Raw genomic sequence first — 21,233 nt, forward strand, 5'->3', positions numbered from 1 at the left:
ATGAAACGCATTATTATTTAAGTAGTAAGGATTGGTCGGCAAGCCAATTTGCGTCGGCAATTCGAGGACATTGGTTCCTAGAGAATCGGCTGCATTGGGTTAAAGATGTGACGTTAAATGAGGATAACTGCATCCATCGAGGTGGCAATGCACCTGCGAACTGGGCAATGGTCAGACAATTTTTACTATCTCTAGCTCGGATGCTCGGTACAAATACACTTCCTGAAGCTTTAAGATGTATGGCCAATCAACTTGAATATGTTAGCGAATTACTTTTCGGTTTATCTCATCAAGACAAACCAATTAAATCTGGCGCGTGCTCGTCAGCAAATAGCCTAGCCCCACTGGTTTACTCTTTTGACAATTAATCCACCCTGCTTATTAAGGGGGGTTAGGGGGGATCAGATTCTATGCAGCCTCATATAAAATTGGTATCACAGCAATACAGTCAATTTCAACTAACACATCTTTCGGCAAACGCGAAACCTCTACACAAGCGCGCGCCGGTGCAGTTTCCGCATCAAAATATTTCGCATAAACCGCATTCACAGCGGCAAAATCATTCATATCTTTGAGGAAAACCGTAGTTTTTACCACATCCAACCAAGTAGCGCCGGCTTCTGTGAGAATGGCTTCGAGATTTGCCATAACTTGTTCGGTTTGTTTTGCCACATCGTCGGTGTAGACAATATCGTTTAGTCTAATGTCGATCGCAATTTGACCAGCTACAAACAGCATAGTGCCCGTTGCGGCAATGGCTTGATTGTAAGGGCCCACGGGTGCCGGTGCTTTGTCAGTACGAATAATTTTGCGCGTCATAGATGTTAGTTTTTGGGATTCTTGTTGAGAGGTTTGTTTGCTGTCGATTTCTGGTTCTGAGATTTCTGATTGGTAAATTTCTCCATCTGGCATTATCGCACCAGTGAAGTCTGCATTTTTAATATTCCAATCATAGGTTTGAGCATCCGTCAAGTCTGCTTCCTGAAGGTTGGCTTCCTCCAAACTTGCTAGCATTATAGTTGCTTTTTTAAGGCTAGCTTTTTTTAGATTTGTCCTTTTCATACAGGCTTTTTTCAAATTAGTCCCTGTGAGGTCTGCTGCACTAACATCCGCCTCAGTCAGATTCACGCCTGATAAGTTAAATGCAGACAGATTGACACCTCGGAGTTTGGCTCTCTGAAAATTGACACCTTCGAGGTTAGCACCCCCTAAGTTCACTTGAATCAATTCTGCTCCTGTCAAGTTTGCCCTAGTCAAATTTGACTTGCTCAGGTTTGCTCTATTTAACTTTGCGTTCTTCAAGGAGGCTTTAGTTAACGATACAGAGCTTAATTGGGCCTCACTCAGGTTTGCATTGTCCAGTTTAGTATTACTCAAATTGGCCCCATTGAGGTTTGCCATACTCAAGTCAGCCCCGCTGAGGTCTGCAAAACTGAAGTTGACACTATTACCTTCCAGCCCGATTAAGTTTGCTCCTAACAGGGATGCTCTACTCAAGTCTGCGCCATAGAGGCTTGCTTTGTTCAAAGTTGCCTCATTCAACTCAGCTCCTGTCAAATTTGCACCGCGTAGGTCTATTCCACTCAAGTCTGCACCTTTGAGGTCTATCCCACTTAGCTGTACGTTATTAAAGTCCCGTTCGCCTTTAGCGTATCTTTCTAAAAGTTCTTCAGCTTTCATAAATAACCGCTCGCCCTTCCGCTACACCCCACATTCCCAGCCTACCACCAAAACCGAAAGCGCGATCTAAATCCGCATCAATCCATTTTCATCTGCGGTCAATCAACTCCCTTTTTCAACCGCAGATAAACACAGATAAACGCCGATAAATTATATCAAATTCGTCCTTCCTCGGAATCATCGATCTCTCTGTTCTCTTTCTCTGCGTTCTCTGTGTCCTCTGCGGTTTAATCAATCCAATTTCATCTGCGGTTAACAAATTCCCATTTTTCAACCGCAGATAAAAGCAGATTTACAGATTACACACCAACCGGAGCACCAACAACCTCACCTTTCAACATCCGAGAAGCAGCATCAAGCAATTGCTCCTCCAAATAAGGCTTAGTGAAATAGCCTTTGGCGCCCAAACTGTAAGCCATTTGGCGGTGTCTGTCAGCACCGCGAGAAGTCAACATCGCGATCGGCAATTCACACAAAACCGCATCCTTCTGCATCCGAGAAAGTAGTTCCAAACCATCCATTCTCGGCATTTCAATATCGCAGAAAACGATATCGCAAGGCAGACCAGATTTCATCTTTTCCCAAGCTTCCTTACCGTCGCGAGCTTCTTCCACACGATAGCCAGACTTCTCGAAAGTAATCGACAAGAGCGATCGCACGGTAATCGAATCATCCACAATCAGCACAGTCGGCTCAGTCTTCTCGATTTCCGCCTCCGCAGCAGCCCGATCGCCCTCATCCCAAAGGGTACCGCCAGTGTCCTTCCGCAGCCTTCCCGTAGCCAAATCGATCAGTTCCAGAACATCCGCAATCGCCACGATCCGACCGTCCCCAAGCACGGTGGCCCCAGCAATCCCGATCGGCTTCGGCACCGGCCCTTCCAACGGCTTGATCACAATTTCCTGTTCCGTCGAAACCTGATCCACCTGCACCGCCAAGAAATTGCCAGCAGAGCGCAGCACAATCACCGAAATCATGTCATCGTCAGTATTGAACCCGTAAACACTGCCCCGACCCAAATGGCGACTGTAAGCCAGCAGATCCCGCAGCGGCCGGAACGGCAAGCTTTGGCCCCGCCACTCAATGCAAGGCAAACCATCCGCCCCCGTCGTCACCTGATCGCGAGGCACATCGATCATATCTTCGACCCCATCCATCGGGAAAGCAATGCGAGCGCGATCGCTAATGCAAGTCAGAGCCTTAGAAATACTCAACACCAGAGGCAAACGGATCGTAAACACAGTCCCCTTGCCGATGGTTGAATCGATCGACACAGTACCCCGAATTTCCTGCAAGGAAGTCTGTACCACATTCATACCGACCCCCCGGCCGGCGTACTCGGTCGCCTGTTCCTGAGTGCTGAAACCCGGCATAAACAGCAAATCGTAAACTTCCGAGCGAGACATCCTCTGAGCCTGAGCCGCCGTCAGCATACCCTGCTTAATCGCCTTCGCCTTCACCTTTTGCGGGTCAATTCCGGCCCCGTCATCAGAAACCGAAACCACGGTTTGGTTCCCTTGGTGGAAAGCCCGAATCGTAATCCTGCCGACTGCAGGCTTCCCAGCCGCCAGACGCACCTCCGGCGCTTCGATCCCGTGAGTAATCGCATTGTTTACCAAATGAGTCATCGGGTCATAAAGCTGATCCACAATCATCTTGTCAATCAAAATCTCCTTACCCTCAACCTGCAACTGAGCCTGCTTCCCGCACTTAATCGCAATTTCCCGCACCGCCCGGAACAGCCTGTCCGTCGTCTCCGCAAACGGCTTCATCCGGGCGCGAGTCAAACCTTCTTGCAGTTGAGTCGTAACTTGTCGCAGTTGGCGAGTCACCTGATCCGCCTCATCCACCAAAAACTCAATGTCCGCCGCCGACTCCCGCACCCGCACGATCAGCTCAATAATCTCCTGAGCCAAACTGTGGAAAGGAGTAAACCTGTCCATTTCCTCCGGTCTCCAGGCACTTTCCCTGGTGTGGGCCGAATCCTCAGAGCGCCAGGCCGATCGGTGTCCCTGCCGATTTGCCAGCAAAGCAATCTCCAAAAGACTCCGCTCGTAGAAATCCTGAGTCCGCTGGCTCACATCGCTCAGCAGCGCCACCTGGTGCAGCAAATTGTCCAAAAACTGCCGCATCCGTTCTTGGTCTTGCTCCAAACTGTTGCGGTTCACCACCAGTTCCCCCATCAAATTGCTGAGGTTGTCCAGTTGCTTGACCGGCACCCGCATCGTCTGGTCGCCGAACCCGCCCGCGCGGGCATTCCGCCTTCCTCTGTTGAGTGCCGACGGCCCGATATTGGCTTCCCCTTGGCGGCCGCCGTCCTTGGGATCTTCGAGCAGTTTTTCTAAATCGCCGAATTCGTCGTCGCTCTCATCGGCAGCAGTGCGCGGAGCTTTACTAGCAGTTGTCGCCGGTAGCCCGTGAATTTCCGGCATAGTTGCGCTCTCGCTGAGGAGTTCTTCGAGACCCGAGAAAACTTCTGTACTTACCGGACTCTGATTTGTGCTTCCAGAAGCTGCTAGGACAGATCCTGCGCCCCCTGCGATTAACAGTGCTTCTAAATCGTCAAAATTGCCTTCGCCATCATCCTCATCGCCTGATTCGCCCTCGGCAAAAAAGTCTGCCAGCGATCCCTCTTCCAACTCCGAGGAATCTGCCTCGGCGGAGTCGTCCTCAGCGTCCCAAAAGCCCGTCGTCAGTTCCGAAGTCACCAGAACCTCAGCATCGATCGAATCCAACAAATCATCAAAACCCTCCAACTCTGCGTTGTTGAGAGTAGCGCCGGTTTCCATCGCCGAGAGCAAGTCAGCATCGCCCTCCAACATACCATCGAGAGATTCTGCAGGCAGCGGCTCTAAATCCGCACTCAAAAAATCCGTTTCCAGGGCATCAAACAAATCATCTTCGCCCTCAGATTCCCCGGCGCCATCTGTTTCGGCTCGATCGAACAAATCCGCACTCACCCCGCCTGCCAAACCCTCGGCAGGTTCGGCAGACAAATCCTTCACATCCACCGCCGCGCCGTCATCTGGCGCCGTTCCAGCATCGCCTGGGTCCACCATGCCTTCGCCAAACATATCCTCCAAGAAATCGAAAGCTGCGCCCTCATCAGATTCGACATTGGAAATTTCCGACTCAGGACGATCGTCGGACAAGGCCCCAAGTTCAACCTCTGCCGAATTTGCCCAGCCTTGGTCGGAAACAGCCGCACCATTGTTATTGTTGTCGAACAAACTCCCCAAGTCGCCCTCATCAACTCCCACATCGGCACTCAGCAATTGTGAATTCCCATCCTTGAGCCAACGCCCACGGGCTTGCCCCGAAGCTTCTCCGTCATACTCAGTACCCGTAGGTACAGAACCGAAAAGCTCAGCCAAATCGGCAGCTTCTTGGGAAGTAGCCACTCCTTGCCGATCCCGCACAGTCTCTTCATCCTCAGAAATCGCGCCCGAGGTCATATCCCCAAACAGCGCATCCAAATCCGTATCCTCCAGATCCAGGTTGAGCGATTGCACAGACTCGTCTTCCAGGCCGAAAGCATCTTCTAGCCAGTTTCCATCCACAGAGATATCTAAATCAGAATTTGATGTCATGTTAAGAACGTTGCCCATTTCCTCATTTTGTGGGATGCGTGCTGCTCGATCTCGATCGCCCCCGTTCTCCCCAGCTTCGTCTTCTGAAGAAAGGAAATTAGAAGTAATCCCCAACAGCTCGCTCAAATCCGAATCCTCGTCAAGCTCAGAGAGCAACTCGAAATCATCTATTTCAGGCAGAGCAAGCGCTTTGGCATCCGTTGAATTATTGCCCCCCCCGGCGGCCTGCTCCTTCGATTCTCCGTCTAAAGCCTCAGACTTCAGGGAATACTCCGAAGAGACTGCCGGCCCACCTGTTGTCTCAGATAAGCCTAAATCGCCGAACAAGTTCTCGAAATCAGCATTGTCCTCCGTACCACCTGCAGAAGTTTGGGCAGCCACTTCGTCCAAAAGTGTACCGAGAGCATCTTCGTCCGCTTGTCCCCTCGCTGGGCCCACCGTGTCGTCTCGCCACTCCAAACCGCCCTTACCGTTACCCGTTTTAACGTGTTTGCTAGTTAACCGCTGGCTCGAACCCGCATTTTTCTGACCGACAGCTACTGCCGATCCCTCTGCCTCGTCTCCAAACAGCAAATCCTCCCCAAACAAACTCGTCAAATCGTCAATCGGAGGCGTCGTGTTCGTTTCCGAACTTTCGCTACGATCGTATTCGTCAAACAACAAATCAGTAAAATCGCCGGAATTGTCGTCGTCTAACCCCAGCATTCGGGCCGCCGATATCCCAGAAGACTGTGCATAGTCGAGGTCTTCTTCTTCTTCCCAAGCGCCGTCGAGATCCGGGGACTCGCCGTCAAACAAGTCAGCTAAAGTGTTGAGTTCTGCAGCGCCCACTTCCGGGCCGGTGCGGGTCGAGCCTCTAAAAGTACCCGTCTCTATATCCGATTCTGCGAAGGCGGAATCTTCGTCGAAATGGGACGATCGAATGCCATTGTCATCGTTGCTGTCGCCGCTGTCGAGTTGGTCGAACAGCTCGTCTATACTCAGCCCCGAAATAGTCGGCAGCAACTTGTTCAATCCATCCTGGGAATCGCCCGATCCCACCAGATCCCAGGCCTCATCCTCAACAGAAACCACATTTTTCCCGGATTTACTTGGTTGAGCAAAGGCCAGCAAATCTTCAAAATCCGTTTCTGGAACCAGAACAGCCGGCTGCAGCGACAGAAGTTTTTCGCTTGGTGCGATCGACGATTCTAGACCAGAAATTACCAGTTCTTGCGCTTGTTTGATGTCTTTGATCACCGTTGGGGCTAAGGTGCGGTAGGTATTTTCTGGATTGGCGATCGCCTTGGATACAGCTTGGATCAATGCTATCCAGCAGGGCAGTTCAAATTCTTCCCCTGCCCTGAGCAAGTTCCGACAAATGTTCTTGAGTTGTCGCCTGCTTTCTGGCCCTTCGGGCTGTTTGAACTCTTGCAGCAGTTCCCGCATCCTCGCCGGCACGTCCGACTCAAATACTAGCTGCAGCGCGCTGTCTTCTGTTGTTCTGGCATCCGGTGCGTAAACTGACCGCGAATCTGGAAAACTCCTTGATGAGGCAAACGCCCCGACTCCCACCCCCGCCATAACTGGTTCGGGTACTGCCATCGCGTAGCTCTCGTCTGCATGGTATTCTCCGTGTCCAACGAGTCCCCCCAAGTGCCCGTTGAGCTCTTCAAATACTGGTTCTAATTCTCGAACCATCTGTTCTCCCAATTCTTCTGTCAGTCCAAAAGGCCCCGACAGTTGCTCTAACAGCCCTTGCAATGTGTCAAAAATTCGCAGAAAAAGGGACTCTAGCTGTTGGTCTACTTTAACGCTGCACTCTTTTAATACTTTAAAACTATCTTCTAGTCTGTGAGCTGTTTGCTGAATGCTCGTCAGCCCCAGCATTGCTGCTCCTCCTTTGACAGAGTGAGCGGCCCTAAATACTTCGTTGACCAGTTCTGGGTCTTCGATCGTGGTTTGCAGATTCAGCAACCCTTGTTCGATCGTATTGAGGTGGTCTTTTGCCTCCTCAATAAAGTAGCCCATGATCCTCTGTTGTTGCTCCGGTAGCATAGTTTTATTCCTGATTTTAAGCGTTATTGTATTGGGTCTATGTTAGTAGTTCTAGAGAATGTCTTTGTATATCTCGCCCCTTGCCAAGAGAATAATCTGACTGCGAGATATGGCAAATGTCCTGGCTATTTTTGCTTTCGATATGCCCTCACTTAAAAGATAGCGAATCTGCTGCACTTGTTCGGGTTTGAGTTTGCGGTTAGGACCTATCTTGCCTGGAACGAAAGGAAAGCGGTTTTTTTCTATAGCATCGCGGGAGTTATCGGCGGGGGTTCCTTCCCACAAATGGTCGGGATTGATACAACCGCGATCGTCGCAACTGTGACACGCAAAATAACCGGGTTTAACAGGTCTTCCCAGTCTGTGTTCCAGTACCAGTCTGTGAGCGTAGAAGCTTTGAGTTTTGCCCTTAATTTTAGTACCTTTAATGGCGTAACCATCACTTCTTTTAGCCAAGGTACAAATCATGCAGCCGTTCGGCTGTATTTCAGCGCGAATGCCTGGAATTACTTCTATGCCTCGCACTTGTTTTTGAGGTTTCGGCGCAGATGTACTTCCTACATCTTTAATTCGTCCTTTCTTAAACCTATCTTGAGAATTTTCCAGTCTAGAACCTTCCCATAAATGGTTTGGATTAATGCAGTTGCGGACATCACAAGTGTGGCAAGCAAAGTATTCTGGTCTAATCGGACGACCTAAGATATTTTCTAATACTAAACGGTGGACAGTAAACGTTTTCCATTCACCGTTAATGCGAAGTCTTTTATTGGCATAGCCACTGCTAGATTTGGTTAGGGTAGAGATAATACAGCCCGTCGGCTGAACTTCACCAAAGATGCCCGGTATTACCTCTACTATGTTATCGTCCATCTGTGCAACTCCTACTTTGTTTAGGTGTTGGATTGGCATCCCCGCAGCGGTTTCAAGACTGCGAGGTTGCTTTTTGTCTGCCATTGTTGCCACACTAACGTGCTTGTAAATCAGCCAGCAAAAAAAGCATTAGACAATTGATTACTGCCTTTCTGCTGTTTCTACTCGGAATCTTTCCACCGATGTCAAAAGGTCGCGAGCAACGCCCACCAAATTTTGCAAAGCACCCGAAACTCGCTGCGCTTCTTGGGACGTTTCCTGAGCGGTCAGCTCGACAGCCTGCATCACACTGGCGACCGCGCGAGCTGTTTCGTTTTGCTCTACAGTGTCGGCAGTAATCGATCGCACTAACACGTCAATTCGGTTAGTTACTTGAATGATATCTTCAAGCGATCGCTTCGCCTGTTCTGCCAATTTTGTCCCCTCAATAACCTGCTGCGTCCCTTCTTCCATCGCCGTCATTACCGCGCCGGTTTCGCTTTGAATTTGCATCACGATCTGTTCGATTTCTTTCAAAGACTTGGCCGATCGGTCTGCCAATTGTCGCACCTCGTCTGCCACGATCGCGAAACCCCTACCCGCTTCCCCAGCTCTCGCCGCCTCAATACTGGCGTTGAGTGCCAACAAATTCGTCCGGGAGGCGATCGTCGCAATTAAAGCCACAATCTTAGAAATTTCTTGAGAAGCTTCCGCCAACCGCTTGACTTTTCTAGTGGTTTCTGCTACCGTTTCTCGAATTTCCAAAATCCCGGCCACCGTCCGCTCCACAGCCTCGCCTCCTTTCAGAGCCGTTGCCGCCGCGCCCCGGGCCACTTCTTCCGCCTCTCTAGCGCTCTCTGCGACCCGCTGAATCGCATCGGTGAGGACTTGCACGGAATTCAGGGTTGCCGCCAGTTCCTCAGCTTGTCGCAGCGCGTCGGAAGACAAATCGCCCGCAAACTTAGCACTATCCGTAGCGCCTTTGCTGACCTCCCGAGCCGCCTGTTTCACCTGATGGACGATTTCGCGCAGATTTTGAATTGTCAAGTTAAACGAGTCAGCAACAGCACCCAAAACGTCTGCGGTCACTTCTGCAGTCACCGTCAAGTCACCCCGAGCCGCTCCTTCCACGTCGTCTAGCAAGCGAATCACTTGGCGCTGCAAGTCTTCTTTTGCCTGTTCCTGCTCGTCAGACTTGCGCCTGGTATCGCTAATCGTGGTTTGGATGACCTTCGCCATGTGGTTGAATTTAGCAGCCATTTTGCCAAATTCATCTTCCGAGTAAACCGTAGCGCGAGCATCCAAAGTTCCTTGAGATACGGCATCGAACTGAGCTTGCAAATTATCCGACGACTTGCGTACCTGCTTGGCGATCAACTGACCGATGCCCCAAGAAGTTAAAAAGCTCGTAAAGCCTGCTGCTGCGGTCATTACCCAGCCTGTTTGGCGCAGGTAAACGATCGCCTCCGGTTTGTCTTGCCGCAGAGCTTGATAGGAGGCAATGTTGGTGACGAAAGCCACAGCTACCAGAGAAACCAGTCCCGCCCCAATTGCCGTGTACAACTGTTTTGTAAACAAAGGGGCATTTTCCAAGAAAGCCAGTCCCCCCTGTTCTACTGTTACCGAAGTATCGACCGCTTCTGTTTCGGTGGGAGAAAAACTCGACACAGACGCATCAGCCGGGCCGCTTATGCTAAATATTTCGTCATCCCGAATTGCTGAGCCATCGCTGTTGTCAAAGTCCAGGCTGCTGCCCGTCGTTCCCATCATGCCGCTGGTCGAGTTGCCGAAATTGGTGTTACCTCTAGTCAACATCGAACTGGTGGCATCTTCTGAGATATCAAAGTCCGGCAAATTGCCTAAATCGTCAAACTCGTCAAATTCGTCTAAAAAGTCGCTGTGTGCTTGAGCGTTCCCAGTTTTTGACGACCAGGCGCTGCTGTTCTTGTCGGAAGCTCCGAAAGCTGTTGCTTGTTCGTTTTCGTCGAAAGAGAAAGCATCGCTAAAAGCGTCGTCTTCAAAAGCATCTAACTCGAAGTTGTCTCTAGAGCCAAATGCCGGGGGTTCCGAGTCGCTGTAACCGTTGCTGTTGGCGGAAGCTCGATCGACTGAATTAAATTGTCCCCGGCTGGATCTTTGACTTTGGGAGTTGGGGACAGCACCTCCCATCAACAGTGTCTCGTCTTCCGCCAGCGAATAATTTGACGAGTAATCCGATCCGTTATTCGGCTGTTTGTTTTGAGGTCGAGAAGACCCGAAACCCGACGAGGGCATCGCCTCGGCAAAGGGGTCTTCTTCTTCGGCATAGGGTGCGTTATGACCGTAATTTTGACCACTCTGGGGCGGGGATTGGTAGTCGTAGTCGGAGTTATCGTCGAATTCGTCTGGCAAATCGAGCGCAGCAAAAGGTTCGCCAAAATTGTCCGAGGGCCCGATGGGGGAGTCTAGTTGGTTCGAGTCGAAGGAATTCCCGACTTCTGAAGGGGCAAAACTTTGACCGTTGAGCATCTGAGTCGGAGCTTCTGAAAACGAATCTCCTGAGTAAGGTGCGCTTGAACCAGACACTTTGCTGCTAGACAAGTCAGCAGCATCAAACCCTCCATCATCTAAGGCAAAAGGGTCTCCAAAGTCCGAGTCGGCAAACTCGTCTATGTCTAGCGAGTCGGAGTTCTCAGCATAAGCTGCCATTCCGCCGCTGTCGCCACCAAAGGGGTTAGAATGTGAAGCTAAATCTGGGACAGAGCCTGCGCCATCGTCGTCTTCTGGTTCCCACCCCAAGCCACTCATGCCCAAGTCGGCCAAGTCCTCGTTTTCCATGTCGTCTGGGGATTGACTTCTATAGGAAAGGGATGGGGAATTTCCTTGGAAAAGTCCCAAATCCGGGTCTTCTAACCCTTCATCGAGTGATAAGTCTGGGTAGAATTCTAATTCCGTTTCAGCAGACAAAGCCTCGAAATTTTCCGTTTGCAGCTCTCCAGATAAAAATTGGTCTGTGTAGGTAATTCCGTTGTGAGCGTGTTCCACCAAACTCGGGTCGTCACTCAGGCCTAGCACAACCGTGTACTGTTCCCGCGCCACCTCATACTGTTGCAGTCCGTAGCAGTAAATGTGTCCGCACAGCAGGCGAGCGCTGGGGTCTTCGGGAAAATCTTCTACTAATTGATAAACTAGGGCTGCGGCTTCTGAATAATTGCCATCCATGTAGGCCGCTTCTGCCCGTTGGTAGTCCTGCTGAAAGTTGGTACTTGTTGCCATTTGCCGCCCTCTTTGGATTTTAGATTTTAGATTTGAGATTTTTGATTTTTATCTTGAATTGAATGTTTAGATGCGCGCCTCAAGTCGTGTGACTGTTGATGGTTAGACCTCAATCGAAAATCGCAAATCGCAAATCTAAAATCGATTTCACGCTGCCCACCGCGCCGAGCGCAGAATTTTCACTTGATCTAGCAGTCGGAGCACTTTCTGAGCTGGTGCACCTAACATCCATTCTCCCCTCAGAAATGGAATCATGCCGTCTGGTGCATTGTTCTGAGAGTGCAGTTGCTCTACGTCGAGCCAGTCCATCCCCACAATTCGATCGACTGCCAGCCCCAAAATCGTGTCTTGGTCTTCCACAGCCACGATTGGGATTTCGGGTCTATCTGTGTTCAGGGGTGTTTGGTCTCCCAGAAATTGGCCGAGGTCTGCCACCCAAATCACTCGTCCTCTCATATTTAGCGTACCTAAAAGCAAAGAGGAAACGTTGGGGATCGGTGTCATGCGGTCTGGGGACGGGGATAGGACCTCTCTAATCCCTGTCGCTGGCAGTGCGAACTCGTTCCCCGAAGGAACGTAGAACCGCAGGTGCAGCTCGCCTTCGGGAGTTTCTAGTTCTTGGAATTCCGGAGCCGGATCTACGCCTAGTCCTGGTAATATAAAGTCTGGGCTACCGCTAATCATAATTCTGACACCTGCATTTCTAGCAAAAATTGTTGAGGTTTCCCGCCAAGAATAACCCGATCGAAACTTCGATGGTCGAAACTTGACACAGCCAAGCTTGACACAGCTAAGGGGTGAATGGCCCGACTGCAGCAGGCCCTTGGCAATAAATTTTCTCCGTCAATAATTGACTGCCATCAATAAATTCGCGCGACTTTTGCTGGCAAGTTAGCTCAAATCGACTACGAACAATTAATTTGAAACCCCTAAAGCTTCACTTTGTATTCCCACCGCCGTCTCAATTGGTAAAACTCTGGGTAATTTCTGCGATGAATGCTAAACCGATACTCGGATTAGCGAGGAGTTGTTGACATGGCTGGTGTCGCGACAATCATGAACGGAGTCACTTAAGACTGAGAATTGGAATCTCTGACTTTGTACAGAAATACCTAGCCATAAGTAGCTCTGTACATCAGTTTTTCGGAGCGGCTGCAAGTGGAGAACAAGTATATTATATTTGCACTTTGAGCGTGTTAGACCCACTTGGGTCTAGAAATTGAACAGAGTTTTACCGACGCGCTTATGCCAGCGCGCGGATTTATACATTCTAGTTTATGGGGCGCTCGCCAATAGTACCCCCAGCTTTCTGTTTGGGGCGGCGGAGACTCGATTTAACCGCAGGTACAAAAAAGCTCCCATCATGGCATCAGTGCGAAAGTTATTTTTCTTCTAATTGGTCTTCTAGCGAGCGCTCTAATAATCTTTCCGAGAGATTGAGCCGAGGGTAGCCCGGACCCACATATTTTTCTACCAGCATCAATAACTCGCTTTCACCAAAAGGTTTGGTGTAAAAGTCTGTAGCTCCGGCCATGCGGGCTTTAACGCGATCGATAAATCCGTCGATGCCCGTCAGCATAACGATCGGCGTCTGCCGGAAAGCGCTAGAACTACGCAGCATAGCGCAAATTTCGTAGCCGTCGAGTTCCGGCATGGCGATGTCACACAGAATTAAATCGGGTTTGAGTGGAAACACCAAACTCAGGGCTTGGAGGGGATTGCCGATCGTAGTAGCTTCGTAACCGTGTTCATTTAAAATTGACTCGACTGTTTTGCGAATAGTATTGTCGTCGTCAATACAGACAACTCTGGGAACCTTGGTTTCTGGGGACGACCATTCTTTTTTGTTGTTGGTGGGGGCAACAGAGGGTTCGTAAAATACTTGCACCAATCCCTGCTGCACAAAGGGGTAAATCGCCTTAGCGACAGTGAGTACGTCTCGGTTGAGGTAGCGCGCCATTTGGCGGATCGAAGTGTGCCCGTCGGCCCAGCGTCTGAGAGTATTAAAGGTATTGACAGGCAGCGCGACTCGCAGTTCGGAGGGGTCTGAAATCACCGGGCATTGGTTGGGTGACTGAATGTGAGGGTGAAACTGCTTCCACTGCTGTACCTGTTTGACAATCTTGGCCAGCAGCGAGCTAATTTCTAAGCTGGTCAGTTGAGGAGCCAAAGCTGGGCCCATTTCAAAAGTGAAGGAACCCTGGTGGAGACTGAGCAAGTCAAAGAGGGTTTCGTGGATCATGCTGTGGATGATGTTGCGCCCTTGAGCTGGGGTGAGGATGTGGTTTTCTAGCAGGGCCCATAGGTAGCCGTATTCTGGGGCATTGGTAGATGCCATATAGGGAACTTGGATTTTGTCGAGGGCGGTATCTGCTTTGTAGCGGCGCAGGTAGTCGCGCAACCGAAACAAACTGCCCGCACTCTGGGTAGCGTAAATAATCTGACCGTTGAAGCAGAAGACATACCAGGATTGTCCTGCAAGGGAGCGCGGCGTAGGTTGAGTACCCGTGCTGCTGCCGGTGGAGGTGTAGGCCTCTACGAACAGTTCTCCGGTTCGCTGACCTAACTCAATCAATTGCAGGATGCTGCGGATGTCTATTTCACTCAAATTTCCCTGCATGCAGCTAAAGTATCCTCCTTAAAACCGTTGGCGTCTGAGCTCGGAAAGACTGTGTGCTGGCGAAAAGATTGACTTTAGTTTCCGTCAATAATTTACGCGCTGATGCTGATCTCACAATTGGGAATTGACGAAAGGGCGATACTTGCTGCCGATCCTCGGCCGCGCTACCAGTCCACAAGCTGAAACCGCGAAACTCGCGGCATTCTCTAAGTGTAGAGTTTCACCTTCTATTCCCACTGTTGTCTATTGCCTAAACTCGTAGAATCCACATCGCACGCTGGCACGGGTTCTTCGAGTGTGCAACGCTGGCATTCCCGACGGATTCAAGCCTTCGATGCCAAAGTTTTGAAGTTTTTGGCTGAGTATGCCGTCAGTTTCTCCAGCACATCTTGGCGTAGGTCAACTTCAAAATACCAAGGATTCTCTGGTTTTACCGCTGCTACCAGCAGCAAGTGCCGATCGATCCCCGATGGGAACTTGAGGCTAGTCTGTTGGGTTGGATGAGTTGCGATCGAGGTTTTTTTTGGGTTTGCCACAGCCCTAAAATCAGGTGCAGTCAAAATGAACCTTGGTTGGCAGTTGTCAGGAAAACCCTCAGTGCCGATCGACCTTTTTGCTCGCCCGCGGCTCCGTCATAGGCTCGCGTCATTACCCTATTCTAAGGCAGCGCGGTTCAAATCCCTAGTCCGCCGGAGGATGGCGTCCGCTTGGGGGCAGCGATGGCTTTTCTGACGATCGACCCCTAACTAAAGCGGTGTAAAATCTATAGAAACTTTTGGATCGAAACGCCAGAGGCAATCTCATGGCTAACGACATGGGGATTTAGATTTGGGGATCAGTCGGTAGGGACTTTTAGATTGTGTTGCTAAAACCAGAGTGGTATAATTGGCACAGAGCAATTCGCCAGAGCAATCCCCAGGACAAGAGATTCTTAGACATTTCTGTAATAAGTCCGACAATTGGTAGATACTGAGATAATTCACCTAACCAAACCCAATATGTCCCCATATGTACCACCAAGAATCGCTGTTCAACGACTTGGAGTATGTTCAAAAACACGCTTAGCGGTGGGAGAAAGAAGGGAAAATCAAAGCGTACCGAACGCCGTCAGGACAGCGACGCTACGACGGAGACTCAGTTGTCAATATTCCATCTACTAAACCAACCATCCTCTACGCCAGAGTTAGCAGTCGAAGTCAAAAAGCCGACCTTCTCCGACAGGCTGACTGTCTTCTGTCTCACTACCCCGGATGCGAAATCATCCAAGACATCGGGAGTGGCATCAACTTCAAAAGAAAAGGTCTTATCGCCCTATTGGAACACATTTACACAGGCGACATCGGAATGGTTGTCGTTGCCTCAAAAGATAGATGATGCCGGTTCGGATTCGATATTATCTCATGGTTTGCGGAGCGGGGCGGGTGTAAGATTTTGGTTCTCAACAATAGTTCACTTAGTCCAGAAAGAGAAATGGTTGAAGACATACTCGCAATCATCCACGGCGACCGTTGCCGACTTTACGGACTCAGAAAGTACAAAAAGCAAATCATTGAAGACTCTGACGTACCGAGTCTATCCAAAGGGGGAGACGAAGAAAGTCTGGATGTTGAGGATTCATGCCAATCGAAAAGTGTATAATAATGCAATCGCTTACCTGAATAAACACCAGGGAAAGTTTACCTAGTACACTGTAGATAAAAAGACTAATCAGCCAGTTTGGAAAACTTCCGGCAAGCAAGCATTTCGGAGTTTTTGCAAAACTCGCTTGTTGTGAGATAATCCCGGAATGGTGTAAAGAGTTAGGAATAGCACACAGTTTGGATAACGCCCTTTTCGAGGCTTATACAGCTTGGAAGAAGACTGACAAGCAGCCCGCTCAATTAGGTAAAGGAAAAAAGGCAAAACCCAATCCTTTAGTCGGACTGAAGTTAGCTCGGTTCAGGTCAATCCGCTCCCAGAAACAAACAATTCAGTTCGACCCGGGTGATTACAAGAATGGTCATGTAATGGCTAATGCTAGCAAACACCTGGAAAAGCCCCTCTGGACTGGACAAGGTTATTGCTTAGTTAAGTACGACAAAGCCGTAGAAGTTACCTATAACAAGGGACGCTGGTTCGTGAATATGCCCGTAGAGATGGATATCCCGGAGCCGAGAAATGGTGGAAAAACCATCGCACTCGATCCAGGACTGCGTTGTTTCTTGACCGGATTTGATGGCAATTATTTTAGTGAATTTGGGAAACATGACTTTGGGAAGATTGCTAGGTTGTGTCAACACTTGGATAAGATGCAATCAAAACTTAGCAGCTCAAAAGGTAGCGAGTTTTCTCGATTACGCTATCGATTAAAACAAGCTATGGAAAGGGTGAGGACGAAGATTAAAAATCTGCGGTCTGAAATCCACAAACAAGTAGCAAGTTACTTGGCTCGTAATTATGATGTTATTTACTTGCCCATTTTTGAAACCTCTCAAATGGTAGCAAGAGGAGGTCGTAAGCTCAATTCTAAGTCAGCAAGAGCGATGATGACTTGGGCATTCTATCAGTTCTCCCAAACCTTAGAACATCTCTGTAATCGTTACGGTTCTAGATGGGTTAGGGTGACTGAAGAATACACTTCTAAAACTTGTACAAAATGCGGTCATATTCACAAAAAATTGGGTGGCTATAAAAACTTTAGATGTCCCAATTGTGGTTATGAAATACCCCGCGATTTTAATGGTGCTTTGGGGATTTTTCTCAAAGCTTTGTGGGATACCACCATGCTCTGGGACCTGTCTGATGAGTGTGCTATATTCAGATTTTCGCCGATTGTCGGAGATTGTCTGGATTAAAAGTATCAGTAAGAATAACTTTCAACCCATTGAAATATTTTAGAGGGCGAGCAACCCCGGCAACGCACTAATCCGATTAATTCGGAATAGTTAAAGGGCAAATAATTGCAGCATAGGTCACGTTCAACCTTAAAAATAGGAAGAACTCAGCAAGTATGCGCTCCAGGAGAAGTAAAGTTCTTTGAGTGAGTAGAGGGATATTTTAATGTCCCGTTGTCGCCTTGAATGTGGGCAAGAATCCCCCGGCTTTAGACGTGGGGAGGTTCAAGGACTGACCTTTTTCAGGTTTGGCCTATGGCAGTCCCCGCAGTGAGAGCTAGTCTGGAATCAAGCGGCATGGGTACTGCTGTCTCATTCCTCCAGACAAGTGCCGGCGGCCGTACTTTCTAGAAGTTCTCCCGTGAGGACGTGCTATGGGTGAGTGCTGCTATAGTTAGGAAAAAATGCTATCCCCCGATTGGGCAAACGATACCAAAAAGTAAGACTTAAGTGGCAAAAAGTTATCCTTACTTGCCTATACTTTTTTACTTTAGGGAAGTTGACTAAAGATCACACGCAATGTTATCTTTAGTCAAGAACCTTGGGCTTAAGGGGGATAGCCTACTTATGTTGGGATTAGCCGTCTACCCAACAGCGTAGGAAGTAAACACCACTTATTTTTTAGGCCTTTAAGTAACTTAAAGTAAGTTGGGATAGGTTTTACGAAGCAGAGGACTATTAGTGTGCTGTATCTAGCGGAAGTACAAAAACAGAGAAGCGGCTTTGGTCTCGGTGGCGGTAAGGCTGAACTGAAGCTGCTAGCTTGTCAGCGGGGCGAACATAACTGGAGCGCCGTACCAGGCGATGACGCGATCCCAGTTGAGGAAGCTAATAAGTTTAACGACGGCACGCTGGTGCTGGTTGAGTTGAGCGCTAGCAAGCAAGTGCAGCGGATTCAGGAGGCGGCCCGCCAGTTGGTGAGCATTCTGCAAAATTTCTCGCGATTGCAGGACAAGTTTAAGGATAAGGAAGAGGAAATTGAACAGTGGAAGGCTTCTCTGACGTTTTCGAGTCAGGAACTCAATCGCCGGGAAATGGAAATGCAAGCCCGCGAAGAGCAGTTGGCTCAAATGGAAGAGGAGTTGGAGCGGCTGGAGGCTCAGCGCTCGGAAATTGAAAATACTCGAGATGAAGCTAACCGACTGCGAGAAGAAGTCGATCGCAGTCGCGTGGAAATAGAGACGGCTTGGGAACAGTTGCGGGGCGAGCAGCAACGGGTGGCCCAACAGCAGTCTGAGGTTCCCCAGGGGGCAGTAATTGATGAGCAGCAGACGCAGAGGATTCAGGAGTTGATGCAGAAGTTGGGAGGGGCAATTGCTTCGGCCCAAGGGGTGCGGGAACAACTGAATCAGTCTTTTGGTGCGGTGGGCGCTCAGCAGGCAATTCTGGATCAGCACTGGCAGCAGTTGGAGCAAAAACAGAGCATAGCTCAACAGCAACAAGAAGAGGTCGATCGACAAAATCAGAGCCTCCAAAACCGCTGGCAAGAGTGGTACCAATCTCAAGATGCTTTGGCCGGGGCTCGGGCGGAGCTTAAAGGGCAGCAAAGTACCCTCAGCGCTAAGCAGGATCAGGCTCAGTCCGTGTCTTTGCAGGTGCGCGCTGTGGAGGATCTTTACCAGCAAGTTTCCAGGCTGGCATCTGCTTCGGGTACTGCGGGTACGGAGCAGAAAGTAGATGTGTCAGCTTTGGAGAAGATGCCTGTTGATGAGTTACAGGGGCTGGTGCAACACCTGCAACAGGATTTGGAAAAGGTGTTCCGGTTTGTTAACGATCAAGAGGAAGAGTTGACTCTGCAGCGGGAGACAATCGAGGAGCTGCAAGGAAAAATTCAAGCTGCTAGCGAGTACGATCGCATGGCTTTGGAAAATGAAATGGCAGATGAACTCGAAAGTTATCAGATGTTAAACGAAACTCTGGTGGGACAGCGCCTCCGGTTGCAGGAACGGGAAGATGTTTTAAAGCAGCATCAGGCGGTGCTGTGGCGGCGGCTGGGTACTGCTAATGCTCCAAAACAAGAGCGAGGAAATATTGATTTGGGGCCGATTGTGGCACAGCTCAATACTCAGCGGCAGCAGCAAAGCCAAGAATTGCAAAGACTGCAAAACGAAATTCAGCAGGTGCGGGAAGCAATATCCCAAACTGAGGCAAATGTCAACCGCCAAAATGGGGAAAGTGAGGCGAAACGCTACGAACTCAAGCAGTTAGAGCAGAATTTGTTCAACCAGAAAGGTGCAGTGGCGCAACTCTGGGGCAGGGTGAATGTTTATCAAGAAATGTTGCAGCCGGTGCAGGACAATTTGACTGCGCTACGCCAAAAGCTCGAAGCGGCGGCGGGGGAACTCGATCGGGTGCAGGAGACGGGAGACGAGCAAGATCGGGTAGTTTCCGATTTGCGGCAAGTCCTTTCGGGTTTGATAACAGGTTAAAATTTAATATCTAAAATTATCGAAGGGTGTTCGACTCGACCGATCGCTCCTCCAGGAAATGGATCGGTTTGCGATCGGTTGGGCGCTACGATTAAGCTGGTTAGTTTTTCTACGCTTTCAAAACTGGGCGCCGAGGGCAATATTTGTTGCAGTAGTTGCCGCATTGCCCGCCGCTGCAAAGCCAGGGGTGCTTCCCGCAAAATCGGGCGATTTAACTTGACGGGAAGTTGAAAATTCACCTGGGGGCTGTCTGCAATCGGAGACATTGCTCGCTGTAGCAAGTCGCTGGCTGCAAGTTCCAGATATTCTACGTCGGCGCGGAGGAGTTCGGCTGTTTGAGCTAGCGCTTGTTGGGCCTTTGGGTTGAAATGAGTTTCCAAATAAGGCAATAATTCCGATCGAATCCGGTTGCGACTGTATTGCAAGTCTTGATTTGTGTAATCTTCCCAAATGGGTAGTTTTTGCTCTTGACAAAATTGACCTGTTTGCGATCGAGTTATTTCGAGCAAGGGACGAACTAAATAGATTTTAGATTTTAGATTTTGGATTTTCGATTGGGAATTTTCATCCTGATTTTCCAATCGAAAATCGGCAGATATTTGGGAGTTGGAATTTTCGCCGGAATTCCCCACTCGAAAATCGAAAATCGGCAATCGAAAATCGAGCAGGGGGCGTGTCCAAGTGAGGGCAGAAAGTCCATCGGCGCCACTGCCGCGAATCAGGTTGTAGAGGAGTGTTTCGGCGCGATCGCTGGCTGTGTGGCCTGTAACAATGTAGGGGTAGTTGTGGGCGATCGCAATTTCGGTTAAAGCTTGATATCGCCACTGTCTGGCCGCTGCTTCAGTTTTGGGGATGTCCGAGGCTGTTTTCAAATAGTAGGATATTCCCCAGTTTTTAGCTAATTGTTCTACATGATTGGCCGACGCTTCCGAGTCAGAACGCCAACGATGATCGCAGTGAACAATCGCTAGGTTCCACCCCCATTTTGGCTGCAAATCTAGCAGTAATTTAATTAAACACAGAGAATCTTGCCCGCCGGATACTGCTACTAGCAATCGCTGATTTGAGGGCAATATTTGTCGGTAAAGCAGCGTCTTGTGCAGTTGAGCGTGGAGGTGCGTCCAATTGGAAGATTCAGCCATGAGAGCAGTTTTTCATTAAGCAAAAATCAGGAATTTAGAAAACGAGCACTGTCAGGGATTTAAGCGATTAATTTTGAGCAAAGAAGGGGAAGCATCCCCCTCTCCCAATCTCTCAGCCTTTGCCTCCCTAGCTCCACATTCCTATACTTTGGGGGTCGCGGTCTGGATACCTAGAAATAGGAAAATGATTATTTATTTCTGTTGAGTCACATTGATTTAATGGTTCATCTATATCGGTTTGATTTGAGCTATCTACGGCGTAGTTTTGCACGGTGTCTGATTTTTCGGCAGCGGCAGGAAGGGCTTTTTGCTCTTTGATTTCAGGTTCCAGCGGAATGAACTCCAGACGCATTCTAAGTTTTCCTTTAGTCCAGTCTTTGCCAGCACTTAATAGCTCGCAATCCAGACCGTCTGAAAATAATTTTTCGTCTACCAATTTCGCTTGCATAATTGCCATAAATTCGCTGACTTTGAATGTACATTGATACATCAAAGCGCTGGTTGGGGCAGACACAACATCATCTTCTTGGGGGAATATTGGGGATTCGTCCATATTAATTGTCGTTATTTTAATAAAGGAAGGAAGTTCGGCAACGGATTATGTAACGGATGTAACGGATGTAACGGATGTAACGGATGTGAGGAAGACCGAAGTTATAAGAAGGAAGAGGGAGTTAATTATTATAATCTCGCTGGTTGAGTAAGGTGGGAAGTGCCCACCCTACAACCGGAGAGGATATTAATCCCGATTCTTTGAC

At 49.3% G+C, this 21,233-nt stretch carries 12 protein-coding genes and 1 pseudogene; 4 read left to right on the forward strand and 9 right to left on the reverse strand.

Translation table 11 applies throughout. From position 1 onward, the window contains the following. On the forward strand, window positions 1-368 hold a 368-nt coding region (locus tag QUA16_RS23690; RefSeq protein WP_445305416.1), incomplete at its 5' end, for an ISAs1 family transposase. A gap of 40 nt (window positions 369-408) precedes the next feature. Here QUA16_RS23690 and QUA16_RS23695 read toward each other — a convergent pair. From QUA16_RS23695 to QUA16_RS23725, 7 genes are all read right to left on the reverse strand, one after another. Further along, window positions 409-1,680, reverse strand: a complete 1,272-nt coding sequence (locus QUA16_RS23695) for a Rid family detoxifying hydrolase (RefSeq protein WP_333103157.1) — start codon at window positions 1,678-1,680, stop codon at window positions 409-411. A gap of 299 nt (window positions 1,681-1,979) precedes the next feature. After that, window positions 1,980-7,307, reverse strand: a complete 5,328-nt coding sequence (locus tag QUA16_RS23700) for a response regulator (RefSeq protein WP_333103156.1) — start codon at window positions 7,305-7,307, stop codon at window positions 1,980-1,982. Between the two features lie 51 nt (window positions 7,308-7,358). Next, window positions 7,359-8,261 carry an HNH endonuclease gene (locus QUA16_RS23705; protein ID WP_333181356.1) on the reverse strand — a complete coding sequence of 301 codons (903 nt, stop codon included), beginning with the start codon at window positions 8,259-8,261 and terminating at the stop codon, window positions 7,359-7,361. A gap of 57 nt (window positions 8,262-8,318) precedes the next feature. Beyond that, window positions 8,319-11,411: a methyl-accepting chemotaxis protein gene (locus tag QUA16_RS23710; RefSeq protein WP_333103153.1), complete on the reverse strand. Its 3,093-nt coding sequence runs from the start codon at window positions 11,409-11,411 to the stop codon at window positions 8,319-8,321. Between the two features lie 147 nt (window positions 11,412-11,558). Continuing rightward, on the reverse strand, window positions 11,559-12,092 hold the full coding sequence (locus QUA16_RS23715) for a chemotaxis protein CheW (RefSeq protein ID WP_039887356.1): 534 nt from the start codon (window positions 12,090-12,092) through the stop codon (window positions 11,559-11,561). Window positions 12,093-12,792: 700 nt separating this feature from the next. Continuing rightward, window positions 12,793-14,031 carry a response regulator gene (locus tag QUA16_RS23720; RefSeq protein ID WP_333103151.1) on the reverse strand — a complete coding sequence of 413 codons (1,239 nt, stop codon included), beginning with the start codon at window positions 14,029-14,031 and terminating at the stop codon, window positions 12,793-12,795. A 323-nt stretch (window positions 14,032-14,354) separates the two neighbouring features. Next, complete coding sequence (locus QUA16_RS23725; RefSeq protein ID WP_333181357.1) at window positions 14,355-14,591, reverse strand: hypothetical protein; 237 nt, start codon at window positions 14,589-14,591, stop codon at window positions 14,355-14,357. A gap of 438 nt (window positions 14,592-15,029) precedes the next feature. On the opposite strand from QUA16_RS23725, the pseudogene QUA16_RS23730 reads away from it, so the two are divergent. The 3 genes and pseudogenes from QUA16_RS23730 to hmpF all read left to right on the forward strand — a co-directional run bounded on the left by QUA16_RS23730 (window position 15,030) and on the right by hmpF (window position 19,333). After that, window positions 15,030-15,669, forward strand: a pseudogene (locus tag QUA16_RS23730) (IS607 family transposase). A 179-nt stretch (window positions 15,670-15,848) separates the two neighbouring features. After that, window positions 15,849-16,865: a transposase gene (locus QUA16_RS23735; protein ID WP_333103148.1), complete on the forward strand. Its 1,017-nt coding sequence runs from the start codon at window positions 15,849-15,851 to the stop codon at window positions 16,863-16,865. 722 nt (window positions 16,866-17,587) lie between these two features. Continuing rightward, on the forward strand, window positions 17,588-19,333 hold the full coding sequence (hmpF, locus tag QUA16_RS23740) for a pilus motility taxis protein HmpF (RefSeq protein WP_333103146.1): 1,746 nt from the start codon (window positions 17,588-17,590) through the stop codon (window positions 19,331-19,333). On the opposite strand, the gene tilS is transcribed toward hmpF, so the two are convergent. Together tilS and QUA16_RS23750 are read right to left on the reverse strand one after the other, a co-directional pair. Then, window positions 19,330-20,475, reverse strand: a complete 1,146-nt coding sequence (tilS, locus tag QUA16_RS23745) for a tRNA lysidine(34) synthetase TilS (protein WP_333103144.1) — start codon at window positions 20,473-20,475, stop codon at window positions 19,330-19,332. The genes hmpF and tilS overlap by 4 nt on opposite strands. Window positions 20,476-20,602: 127 nt before the next feature. Then, the gene (locus tag QUA16_RS23750; RefSeq protein WP_333103142.1) at window positions 20,603-21,028 is read right to left on the reverse strand and encodes a KGK domain-containing protein; all 426 of its coding nucleotides are present in this window, start codon (window positions 21,026-21,028) and stop codon (window positions 20,603-20,605) included. Window positions 21,029-21,233 lie beyond the last annotated feature (205 nt).

Source organism: Microcoleus sp. S13_C3 (assembly GCF_036700905.1).
Taxonomy (GTDB): Bacteria; Cyanobacteriota; Cyanobacteriia; order Cyanobacteriales; family Microcoleaceae; genus Microcoleus.